This window comes from Candidatus Poribacteria bacterium (genome assembly GCA_009839745.1).
Lineage (GTDB): Bacteria > Poribacteria > WGA-4E > WGA-4E > WGA-3G > WGA-3G.
In genome coordinates, this window is record VXPE01000041.1 from 43,458 (window position 1) to 62,168 (window position 18,711).

The following is an 18,711-nucleotide window of genomic DNA, read 5'->3' on the forward strand; positions in this document are numbered from 1 at the left end:
ATGGAAAATAATTTACCTAAAGGTGTATCGGGAAAAATCCCCTTCTGGCGAGATATCCGAGTTTTACGGGTCCTATTTCAAGTTATTTTTTTGCTCGGTGTGATCCTGTTGTTAGTCATTCTTTACACGAACATGCTAAAGGGGCTCCGTGGGCTTGGGTTAACACTGAATCTCGATTTTCTTCAGGACGAAGCCGGGTTTGACATTTCGGAGGGTATTCCGTATGAACCTTCGGATGTGTATCTCAAAGCGTTCTGGGTTGGGATCCTGAATACCCTTAAAGTTAGCATCATCGGGATCGTCTGTGCGACACTGCTGGGACTCCTTTTCGGCATCGCTCGACTGTCGAGTAACTGGTTAATCCGAACGATAGCGACCGCTTATGTCGAATGCTTCCGGAACGTTCCGCTCCTACTTCAGATTCTGTTTTGGTACACTGCCGTAGTGGGTCAACTCCCCAGAGTTAGGGAGAGTATAGCACTATTCGGAGGCGTGTTCATTAACAACCGAGGGATATACCTACCATCGCCTGAGCCTACCTCAGGTCTGAGAATTTGGCTCGGTTTTCTTGCCGCGGGTCTACTCTTGGCAGTGGTTCTCTATGTTGTGCGATGGCGGAAACTCCAACAGTTGGACCGCCCCGGTTTTCGCGCCAAGTGGGCACTGCCCGCCTTCCTTATCGTGGCACTTTGCGGATGGTTTCTCACACCGAGTAGACCGTTTACGTTGGATTTACCGGTGTTACAAGGTTTCAACTTCAGAGGGGGGATGCGCTTTTCACCAGAGTTTTCTGCCCTTTTAATTGCGCTTTCTGTGTATACAGGGGCTTTTATTGCCGAAATCGTGAGAAGCGGTATACAATCGGTCGTTAAGGGCCAACGGGAAGCAGCGAAAGCCATCGGTTTGAAGGAATCGCAGACATTGCGGTTAATCGTCCTTCCCCAGTCTATTCCTATCATTGTGCCACCGCTGACAAGTCAGTACCTGAACCTCACGAAAAATTCAAGTTTGGCTGTCGCAATCGGTTTCCCCGATCTGGTTAGCGTCGGAAATACGATGATGACTCAAACGGGACAATCAATTCCCGTTTTTGCGATGATTATGGTGAGCTATCTGGTGATGAGTTTGACGACATCAGCCGCCATGAATTGGTACAACCGTTGGATTACCCGAGTTGGTTTTTAATTTTTCCTTGCGGTTCGGTCAGATAAGTTTCAAGTTTGACGTTCCTTTCCGTATATCCGTCCTCCATTACATTACGGACTACGGTTACGAAAATTAACTTAAGATGGTAGCCTGCAACAACGGCACAGGCGGATATAAGGGTATACCTTTCAATAAACAGAAGACTGTCGTTAACGCTTTGCGAATAATTAAAAATATGCAAGAAATGAAGCCCCCAGCCCATACAAAAGGTCCCGCACGATGGATTAAGGATAACTTATTTAACACTTGGTACAACGTGCTTTTAAGTTGTTTGGCGTTTATCTGCCTCTTTTTTATTTTTAAGGCACTTTTGACATGGGCTTTCACAGAAGCGAAGTGGGGTGTTATTCCGGCTAACCTTCAGCTCTTTGGTGTTGGGGCTTATCCACGGGAACAGATATGGCGCGTATGGAGTGTGATTTATATTTTATGCGTGCTTGTGGGTTTGAGTGCCGGGATATGGGGTGGCTTGGTTCTCCGATTTGCCATTGTGCTTGGGGGTATTTGGTTCATTGGTGCGCTGCTCCCTTTTGAACTCTCGACGCGAGGGTGGTTTTTAGGCGCGGTCGCCATAACAGCAGCCTCTTTTTTTCTTGGACGTGGCAGAACAGGGTTACGCCCTTGGATTTTGGGGGGTTGGTTGCTCTCCTTCCCCTTGATAATGATAGTGTTACGCGGGTTCGGGGAGAATGGTGTTCTCACAAGCAATTGGGGTGGACTTCTATTGACCCTAATTTTAGCGGTTGTAGGTATCGTCGTCTCTTTTCCACTTGGTGTATTTTTAGCACTCTGCCGTCAGAGCAATCTTCCTGTTATCCGATGGGTTTCAACGGCTTATATTGAGATGGTTCGCGGTGTGCCGTTGATAACAATCCTATTCATGGGGAGTATCTTGATACCGATCTTCATGCCGGGTTTTGATATTAACCAGGTTTTACGGATGATGATCGGGATCACTTTCTTCTCTGCCGCCTACATGGCGGAGAACGTTCGTGGGGGGCTCCAAGGGATTCCGCGCGGACAACATGAGGCAGCACAAGCGATCGGACTTAACTACGCACAGACAATGCTGTTGATCGTCTTACCGCAAGCACTCCGATCGGTCATTCCAGCGATTGTTGGACAATTCATCGCGTTGTTTAAGGACACATCTTTGGTTGCTATCATCGGGCTTATTGACCTCTTAGGTGTCGCCAGAAGTGTTATCGCCAACCCAGACTGGTTCGGACTGCAAGCCGAGGTCTATCTGTTCGCTGCAATTATCTATTTCGTTTTCAGTTATTCCATGTCCTACGGCAGCCAGGAAATTGAGGACGCGCTCCGTGTTGGGGAAATTTAGGAATAGGTGTCGGAAGCATGTCACTGCACCAACCTACTTCGTTTAATTCATGACCGACCTGACCGAACCGCAAGGAAAAATTAAAAAGATGAAGACGCATCTGACGGAACCGCAAGGAAAAATTAAAAATCCTATTATTATCTGCGAGGATGTACACAAATGGTTTGACGATTTCCATGTCCTCAAGGGGATTACGACCTCGTTTGAAAAAGGCGAAAGGGCGGTGATATGTGGTCCCTCCGGCTCCGGGAAGTCAACATTCATCCGAACCTTAAATCGCTTGGAGGAACATCAGCGCGGCACAATTGTCGTTGATGGCGTTGAGCTCAGTGATGATCTCCGCAATATCAATCTCATCCGTCAGGAAGTCGGTATGGTGTTCCAACAGTTCAATCTGTTTCCGCACCTGACGAACCTGCAGAATATCACCTTAGGTCCCATCCGAGTCAGGAAGATGACGAAAAGTGAAGCCGAAGAGATCGCTTTATCGCTCTTAGAACGGGTGGATATTGCGGATCAGGCGGATAAGTATCCCTCAGAAATTTCAGGTGGACAACAGCAGCGGGTCGCAATCGCACGGGCATTGGCGATGGAGCCTAAGATTATGCTTTTCGATGAACCGACAAGTGCCCTGGATCCGGAGATGATTACGGAAGTGTTGGATGTGATGCGTGAACTCGCACGTTCCGGCATGACGATGTTGGTTGTGACGCATGAAATGGGATTTGCACGTGAGGTCGCCGATCGGATCCTTTTCTTTGATGAGGGAGCAATTGTGGAGGACGCGGCACCCGCAGATTTCTTTGATAACCCACAGCACGAACGCACGAAGCTTTTCATCTCGCAAACGCTACAACATTAGGGATATATTGAAATAGGATACTTCCGCAGCATATTCGTTTATAGTAAAGTTTAGAATTAAAAAGACATTTTAACGCTCCGACATGCCTGCCTCACCTCGTAGGGGCGAGGTCCCCTCGCCCGCTGTCAAATGTCCCATTAATTATGGGTTTTACTATAATGTATTGCTTGTAGAAGTGTAATCGGGATTGTTTCGGAAATCGAAGGTGTATACGATGAGAGCAAAAGCAGTTCATTACCCGGGGGACGTTGGAGAATCTCCAGCACAATCTCTTGCAGATCCTCGGGTAACTCCGCTAAGCCCGTGAGAGGAAAGCTCCGAGGTCCCATATCAGTCTTCTGAGCGAGTAGAGAGTATTCCAGAAAGGTCAACCCAACAGCCCTACGTTCTTGTTTATTGAACCGCAGTAAAATGTGGGGAGTCAGTTCAATACCTGTTGCCTGTTCACCGGGGGCAAACGAAACGTAGAGTGTATCACTTACTTCATCGTAGTTAAAAATTGGTTGGGCCATATATTTTCTCTTTACGTGTTAAAATACTAATCTCAGTCTGGTTTTTATTATATCATACAAAATAAGTGAAAGCAAAATATGATTTTTCAGAGGGTGAACGCGGCAGATTCTATAATTCAAAAGCCGTCTTTAATATCCTCAATTCTCACAAAAAAGAGATAGGACAAAAGATGCGGTTGAATGGTAAAATAGCCATTGTCACAGGAGCTGGACGCGGTATCGGCAGGGCGGTTGCGCTTCGGTTCGCCGAAGAGGGAGCGAAAGTCGTCGTTGACGACGTGAACGATGCCCTCGGCACAGAAACCGTCGCTGCTATAATCGATGCGGGTGGTGAAGCACTCTTCATTAATGCCGATGTCTCCGATGCTGCCGATGCGGAAAGTCTGGTTACGAGAACTGTTGACACCCACGGCACGGTTGATATTTTGGTGAACAACGCTATCTGCTCGACGGCTGATGTGCTGAACAACAACTGGGAAGCGAACTTAGCCGTCGCGCTTCAAGGCACCAGCCACTGTTCCAACGCTGTTATCCCCGTGATGCAAGCGGCTGGTGGCGGTAGCATCGTCAATATCGCTTCTGTCAACGGTCTCATCGGGTTACAGGCGATCCATGCGTATTCTGCTGCGAAAGGTGGCGTTATCGCTTTGACCCGCTCGATGGCAGTCGCACACGGTAAAGACAACATCCGTATCAACTGTATCTGTCCCGGAACGATTCAAACCGAAGTCTGGGAGCCGATGATGGAGCGGAACCCACAGATCTTGGACGAAATCACGCCCTGGTATCCGTTAGGACGGATTGGACAACCGATTGATATCGCGAATGCCACGCTCTTCCTCGCCTCCGATGAAGCCAGTTTTGCAACAGGAGCGGTTTTCGTCATTGATGGTGGGTTGACGGCAGGCAATCACCAATTTCCGATCTGACGACTGATACTGCTAAAGTGTGGAAGTTGATTTATAGAAATGGTCTGTTTCTGCTTCCATTTTCACCTTGAAATTTGCCAACTATCAGGGGTATAATAACCTGAATTCTATAGAAGGAACTATGTGTTTCTGCTACGCCATCTACGAAAGGAACACAGCAACTCTGTAGCGAACATCTGGAATAACAGAGAGAAGTCGAAAAGGAAATTAAAATGGAATTGACTGTTAAATTGACAACCCAGCAGGTTATTGATTTTATCCGACAAATGCCCGGAGAGGAAAGGTTAGCGGTTGTTCTTGCGCTTGCAAAGGAGTCCCTGCCCGGACGCACTGAACGGATGAAGTCCCTTGAATCAAATGTCCAGAAAATCTGTGCTGAACGAGGATTAGATTGGAACACAATGACAGACGAGGAGCGCCAAGATTTCATCAACGATGTTGTCCATGAGGACCGTGAATGCGTCCAATAGTAGTTTACGATACAAATATCCTGATATCGGGCATGATTTGGGGAGGCACTCCTTATGACTGTATTGCGCTTGCACAACGAAATAGAGTTGAAGCGGGAACCTGTGCTGAAATACTTGATGAATTTTCGGAAAAGTTAACGACCAAATTTAAGGCTTCTCCGTTGCAAACAGCGGAAATAGTGACTGAACTCCTCACTTTTCATCAATCCATCAAAATTGTGAACCAACTTAAGGGTGTCACTGCGGATCCTGATGACGACAAGGTGATAGAATGTGCTGTTGTAGGCGGTGCGACTCACATTGTTACGGGTGGTGATAGACCTCCGACTGATGAAGTTTGTGCTACACAATAGGGTGTTGACATCAAAGAAGAGATAATCTTGACCATACTAACGTGAGTTTGATAAAAGTGGGATGTCGGGTTTCGCTATCGCTATTTAGACGAAAAAGGTCTTGAAAAAAGGCGTATTTTTCCAACTTTTCCAGTTTTTAGGTGTATTTACCGCTCTACCTAGAGGAAACACCCCAGCAAAAACACCTACAAATTTATTTTCAAACTGGCGTTATCAGAGATATTGATAGAAATAGAGGGCGATGTGTATCGGAAATCAAAACTGACGAATTTGTGGAACATTCCAAATGCCAGTTTGCATCTTGAAGGTGGCGTTGAGTTCAAAAATGGCAAAAAACCCGAAGTGTTGCTTAAAAAAATACTTAGTTTCGGCACGGTTGAAGGCGATCTGATTATGGATTTTCACGTTGGGAGCGGTACAGCCGCCGCGGTTGCTCATAAGATGGGCAGGCAGTATATAGGCATTGAACAGATGGATTACGTGAAAACCATCACAATAGAACGCTTAACAAAGGTGGTTGCTGGCGAGTCGAGCGGCATCTCCAGATCTGTCAACTGGCAAGGTGGAGGTGACTTCATTTATTGTGAATTAATGCCCTACAACCAAGTTTTCATGGAACGAATCCAATCAGCAAGATCAAGTGAAGAACTTTTGGGCATCTATCGCGATATGTCAAAAGATTCCGTTCTGAATTGGTACATCAAACCTCAAAAACCCGAGGAGGCAGAATAACACTTTATCGCTATCAACGACGCTGAGAAACAGAAACAACTGTTAGCGGAGCTGCTGGATAAGAACCAATTGTATGTCCATCTCTCGGAAATAGAGGACGAGACATTTGCGGTCAGTGAAGCAGATAAAGCATTAAACAGGGCATTTTATGCGGAATAAAAAAGTCGCAAAAGGAGCTCCTTCAATCCGTCACTATTTCGTAGATGAAGGCGGCGATGGTATCTTATTTTCACGTAAAGGAGAAATTCGCGTTGGGACAGAGGGGTGTTCTCGGTTTTTTATACTCGGTCTACTTGATGTATCGGATCCGTCGGTATTAAAGGAGCGTTTTGATGAACTGCGAGCCCGACTGATGCGTGATCCCTATTTCAGAGGTGTACCGTCTATGCAGCCGGACGAGCGAAAGACAGCAGTTGCATTCCACGCGAAAGATGATTTGCCTGAAGTCCGCAGGGATGTTTTTAGGATTTTACGTGACACTGAAGGATTACGTTTTTTCGCTGTCGTTGCTGACAAATTGAGCGTCCTTGAATACGTACGCCAACGCAACAAACGAGAACCTGATTATGGTTATCATCCTAACGAACTTTACGACTATTTGGCAGAATGTTTGTTGAAGGAACGATTAGGTCAGCATAGCAGCTATAATATTATTTTTTCAAAACATGGGAAATCTGACAGGCTCGACGTTTTGCAGAACCTTGTTGAAACTGCATCCGAACGACCATCACAACAACAGAATATCAGCACCGATTCTGTTCCGTATGTATCCGCTGCGACACCGACGGAACATGCAGGTTTGCAAGCAGTCGACTATTTTGTTTGGGCACTACAGAGACTCTGTGAACGAGATGAGGAGCGATATCTGGCATATTTATGGAAGGCTTTTCGACTTATACACGATATTGATGATACACGGGAAACCATTAATGGCATTTATTATACCCAAAGGAATCCTTTGACAGCGGAGACCTTAAGGTGGAGAAAATAAGAAGTCAGGGATATAGGATTGTACGAACCGCAGCCCGACAATCACGTGGCATGGAGCCATTTCGTCCCTGACTTTCCAAAATTATAATACATTTAGTGCTAAATGTCAACATTTTTTTTAAAGATTTAGTATCAGTAAGGAAATAAGGCGTTTTATGGCGATTCTTGATAAATCGTCCTACATTGAGACGGAAAAAGAAAGGTAGATCGAGAGATGCTAATAGACGAGTTTAAGGCAACATATACCTTGCGTTCCAAAGCCGTTCATACCGGAGAACTTCCGCAAACAGTCAAGATTAGGAAAGGTGAGTCTATTCCTAACGTGAACTTGAAAATAAATTCGTAGGTGTTTTTGCTTGGGTATTTCCCCCAGGTAGAGCGGTAAAACAACCGAAAAAACGCAACTAATCCGCGTGCTGATGAGAATCACGAGGCCGAGCGTCTCGCGAAAGCCGAAGAATGGTTTGCTTTTAATGGTCTCTACGGCACCGGTGAAGAAAAAGCATTCGTGCAATTTCTACAGACACATCTTGAGGAGCTACAAAAAACTTACGATGGTGTTTATCTCATCCGCAACGAGAGACATTTTTCCATCTATAATTTTTTTGATGGACAAGCCTTCCAACCCGATTTTGTCCTCTTTTTGGGCAAGGAAAACGGTGAGACACTGAGTTACCAACTTTTTATTGAACCTAAAGGCGAGCACATTGAAGACTTTGACAGATGGAAAGAAGATTTTCTGAAAGAGATTGATACCGAACGTAAAAGTGAACTCATCATAGAGGATAAGCACTATCGCATTATCGGTTTACCGTTTTATCAGGAGAAAAACCAAAATCAATTCCGTGAAACTCTTGATGAAGTCCTACAATTATAAACATCAAATTTACGAGGAACAGCCAATGGTAACACAAGAGCAGGTCGATTTTTTTCAGGAAAACGGCTACCTTAAATTTGGGAGCGTTTTAGATAGCGATGGCGTTGCAGCCATGCGCGCCGGGTTGGATGCGGTCATTGAATTAGAACTTAATGAAGGCGACGATTCCTCACCGGAGTTCAAATACGGACACGACCGACGCGAGAACCGACTCAATCGGGGAAGCGGGCACCCGCGCGCGATTCATCAGTACATTAACATGTGGAAGCGGGATCCCCATTATGAGGCAGCTATTCATCACCCACTTATCGCTGGGACGGCACGCGCCCTGCTGAATACACCTGAGGTCCGGCTTTGGCACGATCAGGTGATTTCCAAACCCCCAGAGGATAACGGTCATTTCGCATTCCATCACGATTTTTTCTTTTGGCCCCTCAGCCCACCGAATATTGTAAGCTGCTGGCTCGCGTTGGACGATGCAACGGTGGATAGTGGGTGCATGCACGTTATGCCGAAGAGCCACAAAGACGAACGCTTTTCCGTCGCAGCGAGGGCTGCAGCAAATGCAGCAGCAGCAAAGGCGCGCGAGGCAGGGCGAGAACCGCCGTCTGACCAGTGGGCAGAAAGACGGGAGTTGAGCATTGATCACGGCATTCCGGTGGAACTGAAAGCCGGCGAATGCATGTTTCATCACTGTCTCAACTGGCACGGCACGCCGCCGAATGTTACGGAGCATCAACGCCGCGCCTTCGTCATGATTTTCATGGCACAAGAGGTTTGCTATAACAACGCGCAATCCCCGAACCACGTCCTCGTCCCGACAATCGAGGTCGCGGATGGTGAGCAGCTCGTCGGCGAAGCGTTTCCCGTCGCGTAACTGTACCTCTTTTATACTGTTCGTAGTAGCGCAATTCATTGCGCGTTCAAGTAGGGTTGATCCAATGAAAAATTCAACGTTTATTACAAGAGTTGTTCTAAAAAACTATAAAAGCATCGCCGCATGCGATGTCCAATTGGGACCTTTGACGTTCCTTGTAGGACGCAACGGTTCGGGTAAGAGCAATTTCCTTGATGCGTTGCGATTTGTTGCGGATGCGTTGAACTTATCACTTGACCATGCCATACGCGATCGCGGGGGTATCAATGATGTTCGCCGCCGTTCTCGTGGGCATCCAAACCATTTCAGCATTCGTCTTGAGTTCGCGCTGCCTGAAGGTTCAACGGGGTACTATGCCTTTCGTATTGCTTCTCGTCCGCTCGGAAATGGACATGACAGGGTACGAGGAGGTTACCGAGTTCAGACAGAAGAATGTAGAATTCAAAATGAGAAACGCCTCACCCCAGAGCAATATTTTCGTATTGATGATGGGACTGTGGATACAAGTGTGAATGTAGCACCCGCTGCTGCATCCGATCGACTCTATTTGGTGAACGCTTCTGGATTGCCCGAATTTAGACCTGTTTATGATGCATTCTCTCGGATGGGGTTTTATAACCTCAATCCTGATATAATCCGTGATCTCCAAGCACCGGATCCTCGTGATGTGCTCCTTCGCGACGGGAGTAACCTTACGAGTGTCCTCACCCAACTTTCGCCCATTGTGAGAACAGACATTCAGGAGTATCTATCAGCGGTTGTCCCTGGTGTTCATGCGGTAGGTGTCAAAGATTTTGGAACGAGGGAGACCTTAGAGTTCAGGCAGAGCGTCACAGGGGACAAAAATCCATGGCGGTTTCGTGCAAATAATATGTCCGATGGTACCCTCCGCGTGTTAGGAATTCTGGTAGCACTTTTTCAGGGAGATCAGGACGCACAGAAACGCGTGCCACTCGTCGGAATTGAGGAACCAGAGATCGCGCTTCATCCAGCTGCGGCAGGTGTTCTGCTTGATGGGCTTCGAGACGCTGCCTACAGAAAGCAGGTTATTGTGACCAGCCACAGTCCAGACTTGCTTGAGGACAAGCACTTGGATGTAGAATCAATTCTTGCAGTTGAAGCACAGGATGGGAATACAGCAATCGCTCCTGTGGACGAAGTTGGAAGGTCTGTCGTGCGCGACAAACTGTTTACAATAGGGGAGCTGCTACGTGTAGATCAATTGCAACCGGATGCGGCATCCGTGGTTTCCGCTGAAAAAGCGAAACAACTCCGTTTGTTCGATTTTGAGAGAAGAAATTCTGGCAAAACGAAAAATAAGGAAAGACGCGGATGACGGTCAAAATCGGTTGCATTGTCGAAGGACATGGGGATGTAGTAGCTGTGCCACTACTGATTCGCCGCATCGCTGCAGAACTTCATCCAGACATGGGGATTGAAACGCCACGCCCGATTCGTGTTCATAGAAATCAGGTCATTCAAGCGGATAAGCTTGAGCAGAGGGTTGAATTAGCGGCTCGGAGGATTGGTGGACAAGGAGCTATACTTATTATCCTCGACGCTGATGATGACTGTCCTGCACAGCTAGGCCCTGAACTGCTTAATCGGGCATCACAAGCCCGCAGCGATCTACCCATTGCCGTTGTGCTGGCAAAATATGAGTTTGAAGCGTGGTTTCTTGCAGCAGCCGAGTCACTTCGTGGACAAAGAGAGTTAAGAAACAATATCCAGGCTCCAAACGATCCGGAAACAATCCGTGGGGCAAAAGAATGGTTAAGTCGACAAATGGAAGGAACCAGAAGGTATAGCGAAAGGTTTGACCAGCCCGCGCTTGCAGCATTTTTTGATATGGAGCAGGCACGCCAAGCGGTTTCGTTCGACAAATGCTATCGGGACATCACGCGCCTCCTTAGCGAATTACGACAAGCAATGGAGGCAACCCATGAAAATGTGTAAGATGGAGGACCCACTATGGAAAACAAGCCAAATGTCATCTTTGTTTTAACGGACGACCAAGGACCGTGGGCAGCGGGTTGTTGCGGCAACGATGAAGTCCGAACGCCTTATCTTGACCAGTTAGCCGCAGAGGGAACCCGTTTTCCCAACTTCTTCTGCACAAGTCCCGTTTGCTCACCGGCACGCGCAAGTCTTATGACAGGTCGCATCCCGTCAGCACACGGTGTACACGACTGGATCCGTGACGGAAATATGCCACCAGATCCCGCCCAATACCTCGATGGATTGACCTGTTACACCGATGTGTTAGCCGACAATGATTATACCGTCGGGTTGAGCGGCAAATGGCACCTTGGCGATAGTTTAACGCCCCAGCACGGGTTCAGCCACTGGTTCGCTTTGCTTACAGGCGGAAGCCAGTATAACGATGCAGATATGATCCGAGATGGACAAGTTGAAATGCAACCCGGCTACCTGACCGATGTCATCACTGACGATGCGTTGGACTTTATCTCGGCGAATCAGGAGGGACCGTTCTATCTCAGCGTCAACTATAACGCGCCGCATACGCCGTTTACGGGACACCCTCAAGACATTGTTGACTCCTATGACGATTGCCCCTTCAAAACATGTCCACAGGAGGCGTTGCACCCGTGGGCTGTCCAAGGTGCCGCTGTACACATGGGCAACCGCGAGTCGTTGAAAGGCTATTTCGCAGCGATTACCGCACTTGATTTGAACGTCGGACGTATTTTAGAACGGCTTGCCCAGTTAGGGATCCGTGAGAATACGCTCGTGGTCTTCAGTAGTGACAACGGCTACTCGTGCGGACATCACGGATTCTGGCATAAAGGGAACGGAACATTCCCGCTAAATATGTATGAAAACTCTGTAAAAGTCCCCTTCATTATCAGTCAACCCGGCAGTATTCCGGAAGGTCGCACCAGCGAAGCGATGGTGAGCCAATACGACTTCATGCCGACACTCCTCGATTATCTTGGATGTCCCGATCCGAACGACGATATGTCTCCGGGCAGAAGTTTTGTGCCCGCACTCTCTGGGGAAACAAACGACGCGAAAGATGAGATCGTCATCTACGATGAATACGGTCCCGTCCGCATGATCCGAACACAGGAGTGGAAGTATGTCCATAGGTATCCGTATGGTCCACATGAGTTGTATGACTTGGTAAACGACCCGGATGAACGGAAAAATCTAATAGATGACAAGTCTCAGAACGCTCGCATCACTGACATGAAACAACAGATGGGTGCATGGTTTCAGCGATACGTCTTACCGGAGTTAGATGGCGCGAGGTGCTCCGTTACTGGTGGTGGACAGGCAGCAAAAATTGAGGCGGGGCAGTGTGGTGAAGGTGCTTTCCATCCCAGATACGCCCCACCTCGACGGGGTGTGTAGAATGACGAGAGCCTTTGCCCCCGGCAACATTTCGTGTGTTTTCAAGGTTATTCCGCACGCCGATGCAACCCGTATGCATTCGCTCGGTATGGGGTTCACCGTTAAGGAGGGGATAGAAGTTACCGTCTCTGAGCACCGTGAAACAAATGTGTTGTTTAACGGACAAAGCATCGATTTTCCGACGGTCGGGGCTGTTGCGGATCGGCTAACCCAGGCGGCAGGCGCGGCAGGTGTGAAGGTAGACCTTACGTCTCCATTACCGCTCGGTTGCGGTTTTGGTCTCAGTGGTGCTGCTTCGCTCGCAACAGCCTACGCGCTCAATGAACTGCTCCATCTGGGTAAGGATATGGAGACCCTCGCGATGGTAGCACATGTCGCAGAGGTTGAAAATCGCACTGGATTGGGTGATGTCTGTTCACAATACCATGGGGGGTGCCTCGTCAAGTTAAAAGAAGGTGCCCCGTTGGTTGCCGATAGGTTACCCATAACGGAACAGCCTATCTATTACCGCTACTTCGGACCGATTCAGACCAGTGAGGTACTCGGAAACAGAGAACAAACAATCCGTATCAATCGCGCAGCCGATGCTGCATTGAGCGTTTTACAAACGCTTACCAGTGCTGAGCCTAATACCGAACTCTTTAACGCTTGTTTTAGGGTATCAAAGCGGTTTTCAGTGGAGAGCGGCTTGCTCAGTGATGCCCGTGTGATAGAGACAATCGAACAAATTGAGGCGGAGGGCGGTGTCGCTTCAATGATTATGTTAGGAAACGGTGTTTTCAGCACGCATCCATTTGAGGCAGCGGTGGAGACAAAACTTGTTCATAATCCAGCGCGTCTTGTATAGCCGAATAGCCGTCGGAAACCGGAAAATTAAGCACAAAAACGCAGCCTGCCACAACGGCGCAGGCGACTCGAACGCGAAAACCCTAAAGTTACCCACATCGTTATTACTCCGCAAGGTAAAATTAAAACATGGGAATTAAACATAGTATAAAAATCTTGGTTCTGACTTTTTTTGCGGCATCTATTGCTGTTAGTGCGGTAGAGATTGAGGATGTGACATTCGGATTCGGCGAGGGTTACAGAATAGGCACGTGGGCACCTTTAACTGTAACTGTCTGGAATCAAGATGAAGGCACTGTGTTTAGGGGTGAGTTGGTTGTGGAAGTTCGGAACTTTTCTTCGGACATCCCTATCGAACGTTACGCTACGTCCCTGCATCTTATTGGGCTCGAACGACAGCAGAAAAATTTCTATGTTTACTGCCCGAAAAACGCTACGCAACTCGTCATCCGACTTGTCCCCTCTACACCGTCCGAGACGGCAGGGGTACGCAGTCCGGCATCAGGTCTGGTGAAGGATGTACTGTTGCCAACACCCCTTGCCCGCCAAGACTATTTTATGCTGGTATTGGCTCCGAGCGGCGACACGTTAAAACGATTTGTTGACAAGAAACAGTTGGCGGTTCCTGGAGACGCACAGGTGCATGTCAAGTACCTTCCGAATTCGAGGGCGTTGCCGCGCGACTGGATAGGCTACAATGCCGTTGATATACTCGTTGTGCGTGAGATTGGCTTAACCGCACGGCGTATCCTAAAAGCACAACAGACGGCGATGCTGGATTGGATACAGCGCGGTGGGACGCTTATTGTCTCCGGCGGTAGCAGTTTTAACTACCTACAAGACAGTTTTATAGAACCCTTTCTTCCTGTCGAATTAAGGGGTATAAAGAAAACTGATAACTCTTCCGCCGACAGCCATTTTGAGTATATCCAATTTGCACCGAAAGCAGGCTGCGAGGTTTTAATTGGCACGGCGGAGCAAATTTATGTCGCAAAACGGAAATTTGGAGATGGACAGATTCTCTGTTTTGCGTTTGACTACAATGTTCCTCCCTTTGGTGTCCATTCCGAAGACAGTGTAGGAGGGGTTTCCAATTCTGATGACGCTCTCGCTGAAACGTTCTGGCACGGGTTACTGAGTCAGCACGGTAAATCTCCGCGTCACCTCGCGGACCGATACGCGCTTGCCCTCCAACATGAAGCGGAAATTCATAAGTACTTTCTATCGGAGATGTCTACCCGGGTGCCGCTCATTAAACTGTTGGCGATACTTCTGCCAATATACCTGCTGAGCTTTGGTGGGTTCTTGTTGTATTTCGGGAGGTCGAAGCAAAAATCACGCACGTATTGGATAGGCGGAAGCCTCTTCGTTCTGCTTTCGGTAATTGCGGTTGCATCGGCGCAAACTGTCTGGTTTCCGAACACCGTCACAGCGGACAGGTTGTCAATTTTATCGGTTTATCCTGAACGGCAGCGCACACACTTACTGAGTTATGTTTCCCTAAGAGCCGCATCGCGTGCCGAAACATCTATTGACCTTGCCCACGGAACATTCGTGCGTCATCCAGGGGTTGAGGTGTCAAAGGGTGAATTCTTTGAAAAAATTGGGACATTGATTCAAGATTCACGCGTTCAACTGCAAGATTTATCGGTGGAGCCGTGGCATCCAACGACGTATGTGGAAGAGAAATTTTTGACGATGGATACCCAGAAACTTCCGCCCACCCTTGAAAACACGTGGCGTGTTGCGGGAAAAGAGATGATTTACTTAGGGAGCGTCTCACTAAGAGAAGCATCGGGGTTGGAAATCAATCCTACATTCGATCCTTCAATGGCGGGACTTCGGTTGCGAGTGACACCAAAAATGCCGCCTGATGAGGCGTTGGATGGTGCCCGAAAGACGTTTGCGCGAATCCTACAGCGAGATTACGTGCTGCGGTATCTGGAGACAGAGGCGAACCTGAATCCTCCACCCTACTTTATCGGGTGGGTTTCTCAGGAGTACGGACGAGGTAACCTCGCCCCTACGATAGCAGACGAGAATATTGACACAAACGATGAAACCTTAGTAATTTTTCGTCCGGGTGCTTTTTAATTTGTGAACTCAAGGAATAATTAAAAATCCGTAAGGTAAAATTAAAAAATGGATGTGCTATCGCTCGGCATTTATGTCGTTGATGTGTTGGGACGACCCATAGATGAGTTTCCTGAAAAGGGGAAATTAGTCCTCTTTGATGAACTCGAAATCCATACAGGCGGCTGTGCGAACAACACGGCTATTGCGCTCACGCGCTTAGGTCTCTCTGCTGGCGCGATGGGTAAGGTTGGCACTGATGCGTTTGGCGACTTGATTCTGCAAAAGCTCAGGGATAACGGGGTCGATACAGTGGGCATGCAACAGGATCCGGGTTCCAGCACTTCCTTTACGTTCGTCGCAGTTGCCTCCGATGGCGAACGAACTTTCTACCACTACATCGGTGCCAATGGCGAACTCTGTGAGGCAGACCTTGATTGGGAAGTTATCAAAAGTGCCAAAATTTTGCACATCGCTGGGGCACTCGTCATGCCACGTTTTGATGGCGCACCGATGGCGAACGTCCTTCAAAAAGCAAAAACTTTGGGAATAACCACCTCACTCGATACAGCGTATGACGCCACAGGGAAGTGGATGGAGACACTCGAACCCTGCCTACCTTACGTGGATATGTTTATGCCAAGCATCGTCGAAGCGGAACATCTCACCGGTCTATCTGATGCTCGCGAAATCGCTCAATTTTTACGGCGTAGCTACGGTATCCACACAATTGCTATTAAAATGGGTGAAGACGGCAGTTACGTCTCCACGCCAGAGAGGGAGCATTTTGCGACAGCGTATCCGGTGACCGCTGTTGATGCAACAGGGGCAGGGGACGCTTACGTCGCCGGTTTCCTCGCGGGGACTCTCATGGGTTGGGACCTAAAAGCGACAGCGGAATTGGCTTCCGCAACCGGTGCCGCTTGTGTTACTGCCATCGGCACGACTGCCGGCATCCAAAATCTTGAAGAGACCCTGAAAATCTGTCAGGCGTGAATCCCACACAGAAAAAATATGAACAATACAGCAATTGTGCAAACGGAAAATCTATCCAAATGGTATGGCGAGGTAATGGGGGTAAACGATGTAACCCTCACAATTTATCCCGGAATAACTGGCTTGCTGGGTCCGAATGGGGCGGGAAAAACGAGTTTGATTAAGCTCATGACCGGGCAACTCAAACCCAACCAAGGCGAAGTCAGCGTGCTGAACCAGCCCGTATGGAATAACCCGGAACTCACGAGACGGGTCGGCTACTGCCCAGATATAGAATTGGCGTATCAATTCATGACGGGCTTTGAGTTTATCACTTTCTTTGCCACGTTGAGCGGGTCCGATAAATCAGAGGTTGAATCTCGGAGTCTACGCGTTCTTGAAACAGTGGATATGCTACCCGCAAAGGATCGTCCTATCGCCTCTTATAGTAAGGGGATGCGGCAGCGTGTCAAACTTGCACAGGCGTTGGTCCATGACCCGGAACTCCTTTTTCTTGACGAGCCGCTTACCGGCTTAGATCCGAATGGGAGACGACATGTTATTACGCTGCTACAGGAACTCGCTGCGCAGGAGATTAGCATCATCGTTTCGAGCCATATCCTGTATGAGATTGAAGCGTTAACAGAAACGATCCTACTCATCCATCAAGGGCGTATTCTCGCAGAAGGCACCATCTCCGACATCCGCGAACTCATTGACGAACACCCACACAAAGTCTATTTGAGCACAGATGAACCGCGCCGTTTGGCGCAGGTCTGCCTCCCGTTTGAGGATATTCTGAGCGTTACCTTTGTTGATGGCGATGGTCCTGTCAGTGAATCACAAGCAGAAAAAGAATCAGGCGATATTATCATAGAAACCGCCAAACCCGATGCATTCTACGCACGGCTCCCTGAACTTCTCATCGAGAACGAATTGAATGTCTCCCAACTCTATTCACCTGATGATAACCTTTCCTCTGTGTTTAAATATCTCGTTGGGTAGCCTATGCGATAGATTGTTATGCGCAAGCCTATAGAGGAGACCTGCGGGACAATGTTTCGGTTTCCGTAGGTTGCCCCAATTTCACAAGTTGTCCGATATCGGGTCCGTTGTCTGCTAACGCTGCGAAGCTCCCCTCACAAATAGCGCGTCGAATCCCACGCATTAAACTCACATAAAAATGTAAGTTGTGCAGTGTATGCAATTGTGAACCGAGGATCTCATTTTCGATGTGTAGGTGTCGGAGATACGCACGTGTAAAGTTCTGGCAGGTATAACAGGTACACGCTGCATCCAACGGACTGAAATCGTTCTTATATTTGGTGTTGCGAATGCGAATAATGCCTGCTGTTGTGAATAGAGAGCCGTTGCGCGCGTTTCGGGTCGGCATCACACAATCGAACATATCGATCCCACACCGCACTCCATGGACTAAGTCTTCAGGGGTGCCGACCCCCATGAGGTAGCGCGGCTTCTCTTCTGGTAGGAGCGGGGCGACATAAGCGAGTGTCTCATACATCAAATCCTTTTCCTCACCCACGCTTAAACCACCGATTGCATATCCCGGAAAATCGATCGATACAGTCCCGTCGACACTTGCCTGACGCAGATCGCGTTCCATGCCACCTTGCACAATCCCAAAGAGGAGTTGATCCGGGTTCCGATGCGCCTTTCGACACCGCTCTGCCCACCGCAAAGTCATCTCCATCGAATTCTTGAGATATGTGTAATCGTTCGGTAACGCAGGACACTCGTCGAACGCCATAATGATGTCAGCACCAAGAGCGTTTTGGATCTCAATCGAACGTTCCGGGCTGATAAAGTGTTCGGTTCCATCTATCGTGGAACGAAACGCCACACCTTCCTCTGTAATCTTGCGTAGGGGTCCGAGGCTGAAGACCTGAAATCCGCCGCTATCCGTAAGAATGGGGCTTTGCCAACCCATAAACGCATGCAAACCACCCGCTTCGTGAACGATCTCGTGTCCGGGGCGTAGATAGAGGTGATAGGTATTTGCAAGAATAATTTCCGCCTGAATCTGATCGGATAGCATTTGCGGTGTGCACGCTTTCACCGTCCCGCGTGTCCCAACAGGCATAAATATCGGTGTGTTCACAACACCATGCGCCGTTTGAATTGTTCCGACTCGGGCTGACGTTGCTTTGTCTTGATAAACAAGTGTATAGGAGGATGCTGTCATGTTGGGGTATTTCGGAGGAATGGCAGTCGGCATTAATGGTTATCGGTCTTCGGTTGAGTGGTTGTCGGTTCGTTCCGCTTCGCTCCACTTTC

18 protein-coding genes and 1 pseudogene are annotated in these 18,711 nt (G+C 48.3%); 17 read left to right on the forward strand and 2 right to left on the reverse strand.

Annotated features, from left to right (window positions below):
* From F4X88_06310 to F4X88_06320, 3 genes are all read left to right on the forward strand, one after another.
* The gene (locus F4X88_06310; protein ID MYA55886.1) at positions 1-1,185 is read left to right on the forward strand and encodes an ABC transporter permease subunit; all 1,185 of its coding nucleotides are present in this window, start codon (positions 1-3) and stop codon (positions 1,183-1,185) included.
* 205 nt (positions 1,186-1,390) lie between these two features.
* Positions 1,391-2,545, forward strand: a complete 1,155-nt coding sequence (locus F4X88_06315) for an amino acid ABC transporter permease (GenBank protein MYA55887.1) — start codon at positions 1,391-1,393, stop codon at positions 2,543-2,545.
* 88 nt (positions 2,546-2,633) lie between these two features.
* Positions 2,634-3,407 (forward strand): amino acid ABC transporter ATP-binding protein, encoded by a 774-nt coding sequence (locus tag F4X88_06320; GenBank protein MYA55888.1) that lies wholly within the window; start codon positions 2,634-2,636, stop codon positions 3,405-3,407.
* A 137-nt stretch (positions 3,408-3,544) separates the two neighbouring features.
* Here F4X88_06320 and F4X88_06325 read toward each other — a convergent pair whose 3' ends face one another.
* The gene (locus F4X88_06325; GenBank protein ID MYA55889.1) at positions 3,545-3,919 is read right to left on the reverse strand and encodes a DUF2283 domain-containing protein; all 375 of its coding nucleotides are present in this window, start codon (positions 3,917-3,919) and stop codon (positions 3,545-3,547) included.
* A gap of 65 nt (positions 3,920-3,984) precedes the next feature.
* Here F4X88_06325 and F4X88_06330 point away from each other — a divergent pair, with 65 nt between their 5' ends.
* The 14 genes and pseudogenes from F4X88_06330 (at position 3,985) to F4X88_06395 (ending at position 17,421) form a co-directional block, all read left to right on the forward strand.
* On the forward strand, positions 3,985-4,848 hold the full coding sequence (locus F4X88_06330; GenBank protein ID MYA55890.1) for an SDR family oxidoreductase: 864 nt from the start codon (positions 3,985-3,987) through the stop codon (positions 4,846-4,848).
* 212 nt (positions 4,849-5,060) lie between these two features.
* The gene (locus F4X88_06335) at positions 5,061-5,318 is read left to right on the forward strand and encodes a hypothetical protein (GenBank protein ID MYA55891.1); all 258 of its coding nucleotides are present in this window, start codon (positions 5,061-5,063) and stop codon (positions 5,316-5,318) included.
* Entirely contained in the window at positions 5,306-5,671 is a 366-nt protein-coding gene (locus F4X88_06340) for a putative toxin-antitoxin system toxin component, PIN family (protein ID MYA55892.1), read from the forward strand. Before F4X88_06335 ends, F4X88_06340 begins: the two co-directional genes overlap by 13 nt.
* Positions 5,672-5,866: 195 nt before the next feature.
* A pseudogene (locus tag F4X88_06345) lies at positions 5,867-6,562 on the forward strand (site-specific DNA-methyltransferase).
* Positions 6,552-7,394: a DUF3800 domain-containing protein gene (locus F4X88_06350; protein MYA55893.1), complete on the forward strand. Its 843-nt coding sequence runs from the start codon at positions 6,552-6,554 to the stop codon at positions 7,392-7,394. Before F4X88_06345 ends, F4X88_06350 begins: the two are co-directional and overlap by 11 nt.
* A 507-nt stretch (positions 7,395-7,901) precedes the next feature.
* Complete coding sequence (locus tag F4X88_06355) at positions 7,902-8,270, forward strand: hypothetical protein (GenBank protein ID MYA55894.1); 369 nt, start codon at positions 7,902-7,904, stop codon at positions 8,268-8,270.
* Positions 8,251-9,147 carry a phytanoyl-CoA dioxygenase family protein gene (locus F4X88_06360; GenBank protein ID MYA55895.1) on the forward strand — a complete coding sequence of 299 codons (897 nt, stop codon included), beginning with the start codon at positions 8,251-8,253 and terminating at the stop codon, positions 9,145-9,147. The genes F4X88_06355 and F4X88_06360 overlap by 20 nt, the downstream gene beginning before the upstream one ends.
* A gap of 64 nt (positions 9,148-9,211) precedes the next feature.
* Entirely contained in the window at positions 9,212-10,483 is a 1,272-nt protein-coding gene (locus F4X88_06365; GenBank protein MYA55896.1) for an AAA family ATPase, read from the forward strand.
* Entirely contained in the window at positions 10,480-11,103 is a 624-nt protein-coding gene (locus tag F4X88_06370) for a DUF4276 family protein (protein ID MYA55897.1), read from the forward strand. Before F4X88_06365 ends, F4X88_06370 begins: the two co-directional genes overlap by 4 nt.
* Positions 11,104-11,118: 15 nt before the next feature.
* On the forward strand, positions 11,119-12,522 hold the full coding sequence (locus F4X88_06375; protein MYA55898.1) for a sulfatase-like hydrolase/transferase: 1,404 nt from the start codon (positions 11,119-11,121) through the stop codon (positions 12,520-12,522).
* Positions 12,410-13,369 carry a GHMP kinase gene (locus F4X88_06380; protein ID MYA55899.1) on the forward strand — a complete coding sequence of 320 codons (960 nt, stop codon included), beginning with the start codon at positions 12,410-12,412 and terminating at the stop codon, positions 13,367-13,369. The genes F4X88_06375 and F4X88_06380 overlap by 113 nt, the downstream gene beginning before the upstream one ends.
* Positions 13,370-13,497: 128 nt before the next feature.
* A complete protein-coding gene (locus F4X88_06385) occupies positions 13,498-15,462 on the forward strand; it encodes a hypothetical protein (GenBank protein MYA55900.1) in 1,965 nt (654 codons plus the stop codon).
* A gap of 48 nt (positions 15,463-15,510) precedes the next feature.
* A complete protein-coding gene (locus F4X88_06390) occupies positions 15,511-16,437 on the forward strand; it encodes a sugar kinase (protein ID MYA55901.1) in 927 nt (308 codons plus the stop codon).
* Positions 16,438-16,455: 18 nt separating this feature from the next.
* Entirely contained in the window at positions 16,456-17,421 is a 966-nt protein-coding gene (locus F4X88_06395) for an ABC transporter ATP-binding protein (protein ID MYA55902.1), read from the forward strand.
* A 28-nt stretch (positions 17,422-17,449) separates the two neighbouring features.
* On the opposite strand, the gene tgt is transcribed toward F4X88_06395, so the two are convergent.
* Positions 17,450-18,619, reverse strand: coding sequence for a tRNA guanosine(34) transglycosylase Tgt (gene tgt / locus F4X88_06400; protein ID MYA55903.1), 1,170 nt, complete (start codon positions 18,617-18,619; stop codon positions 17,450-17,452).
* Between the last annotated feature and the right edge of the window lie 92 nt (positions 18,620-18,711).

Bases quoted from the DNA above. Each gene is read 5' to 3' on its own strand.
- F4X88_06380 (MYA55899.1), top strand. From the start codon at position 12,410: ATGGCGCGAGGTGCTCCGTTACTGGTGGTGGACAGGCAGCAAAAATTG.
- F4X88_06340 (MYA55892.1), top strand. From the start codon at position 5,306: ATGCGTCCAATAGTAGTTTACGATACAAATATCCTGATATCGGGCATG.
- F4X88_06350 (MYA55893.1), top strand. From the start codon at position 6,552: ATGCGGAATAAAAAAGTCGCAAAAGGAGCTCCTTCAATCCGTCACTAT.
- F4X88_06390 (MYA55901.1), top strand. From the start codon at position 15,511: ATGGATGTGCTATCGCTCGGCATTTATGTCGTTGATGTGTTGGGACGA.
- F4X88_06360 (MYA55895.1), top strand. From the start codon at position 8,251: ATGAAGTCCTACAATTATAAACATCAAATTTACGAGGAACAGCCAATG.
- F4X88_06395 (MYA55902.1), top strand. From the start codon at position 16,456: ATGAACAATACAGCAATTGTGCAAACGGAAAATCTATCCAAATGGTAT.
- F4X88_06385 (MYA55900.1), top strand. From the start codon at position 13,498: ATGGGAATTAAACATAGTATAAAAATCTTGGTTCTGACTTTTTTTGCG.
- F4X88_06325 (MYA55889.1), bottom strand. From the start codon at position 3,919: ATGGCCCAACCAATTTTTAACTACGATGAAGTAAGTGATACACTCTAC.
- F4X88_06315 (MYA55887.1), top strand. From the start codon at position 1,391: ATGAAGCCCCCAGCCCATACAAAAGGTCCCGCACGATGGATTAAGGAT.
- F4X88_06320 (MYA55888.1), top strand. From the start codon at position 2,634: ATGAAGACGCATCTGACGGAACCGCAAGGAAAAATTAAAAATCCTATT.
- tgt (MYA55903.1), bottom strand. From the start codon at position 18,619: ATGACAGCATCCTCCTATACACTTGTTTATCAAGACAAAGCAACGTCA.
- F4X88_06375 (MYA55898.1), top strand. From the start codon at position 11,119: ATGGAAAACAAGCCAAATGTCATCTTTGTTTTAACGGACGACCAAGGA.
- F4X88_06370 (MYA55897.1), top strand. From the start codon at position 10,480: ATGACGGTCAAAATCGGTTGCATTGTCGAAGGACATGGGGATGTAGTA.
- F4X88_06310 (MYA55886.1), top strand. From the start codon at position 1: ATGGAAAATAATTTACCTAAAGGTGTATCGGGAAAAATCCCCTTCTGG.
- F4X88_06365 (MYA55896.1), top strand. From the start codon at position 9,212: ATGAAAAATTCAACGTTTATTACAAGAGTTGTTCTAAAAAACTATAAA.
- F4X88_06335 (MYA55891.1), top strand. From the start codon at position 5,061: ATGGAATTGACTGTTAAATTGACAACCCAGCAGGTTATTGATTTTATC.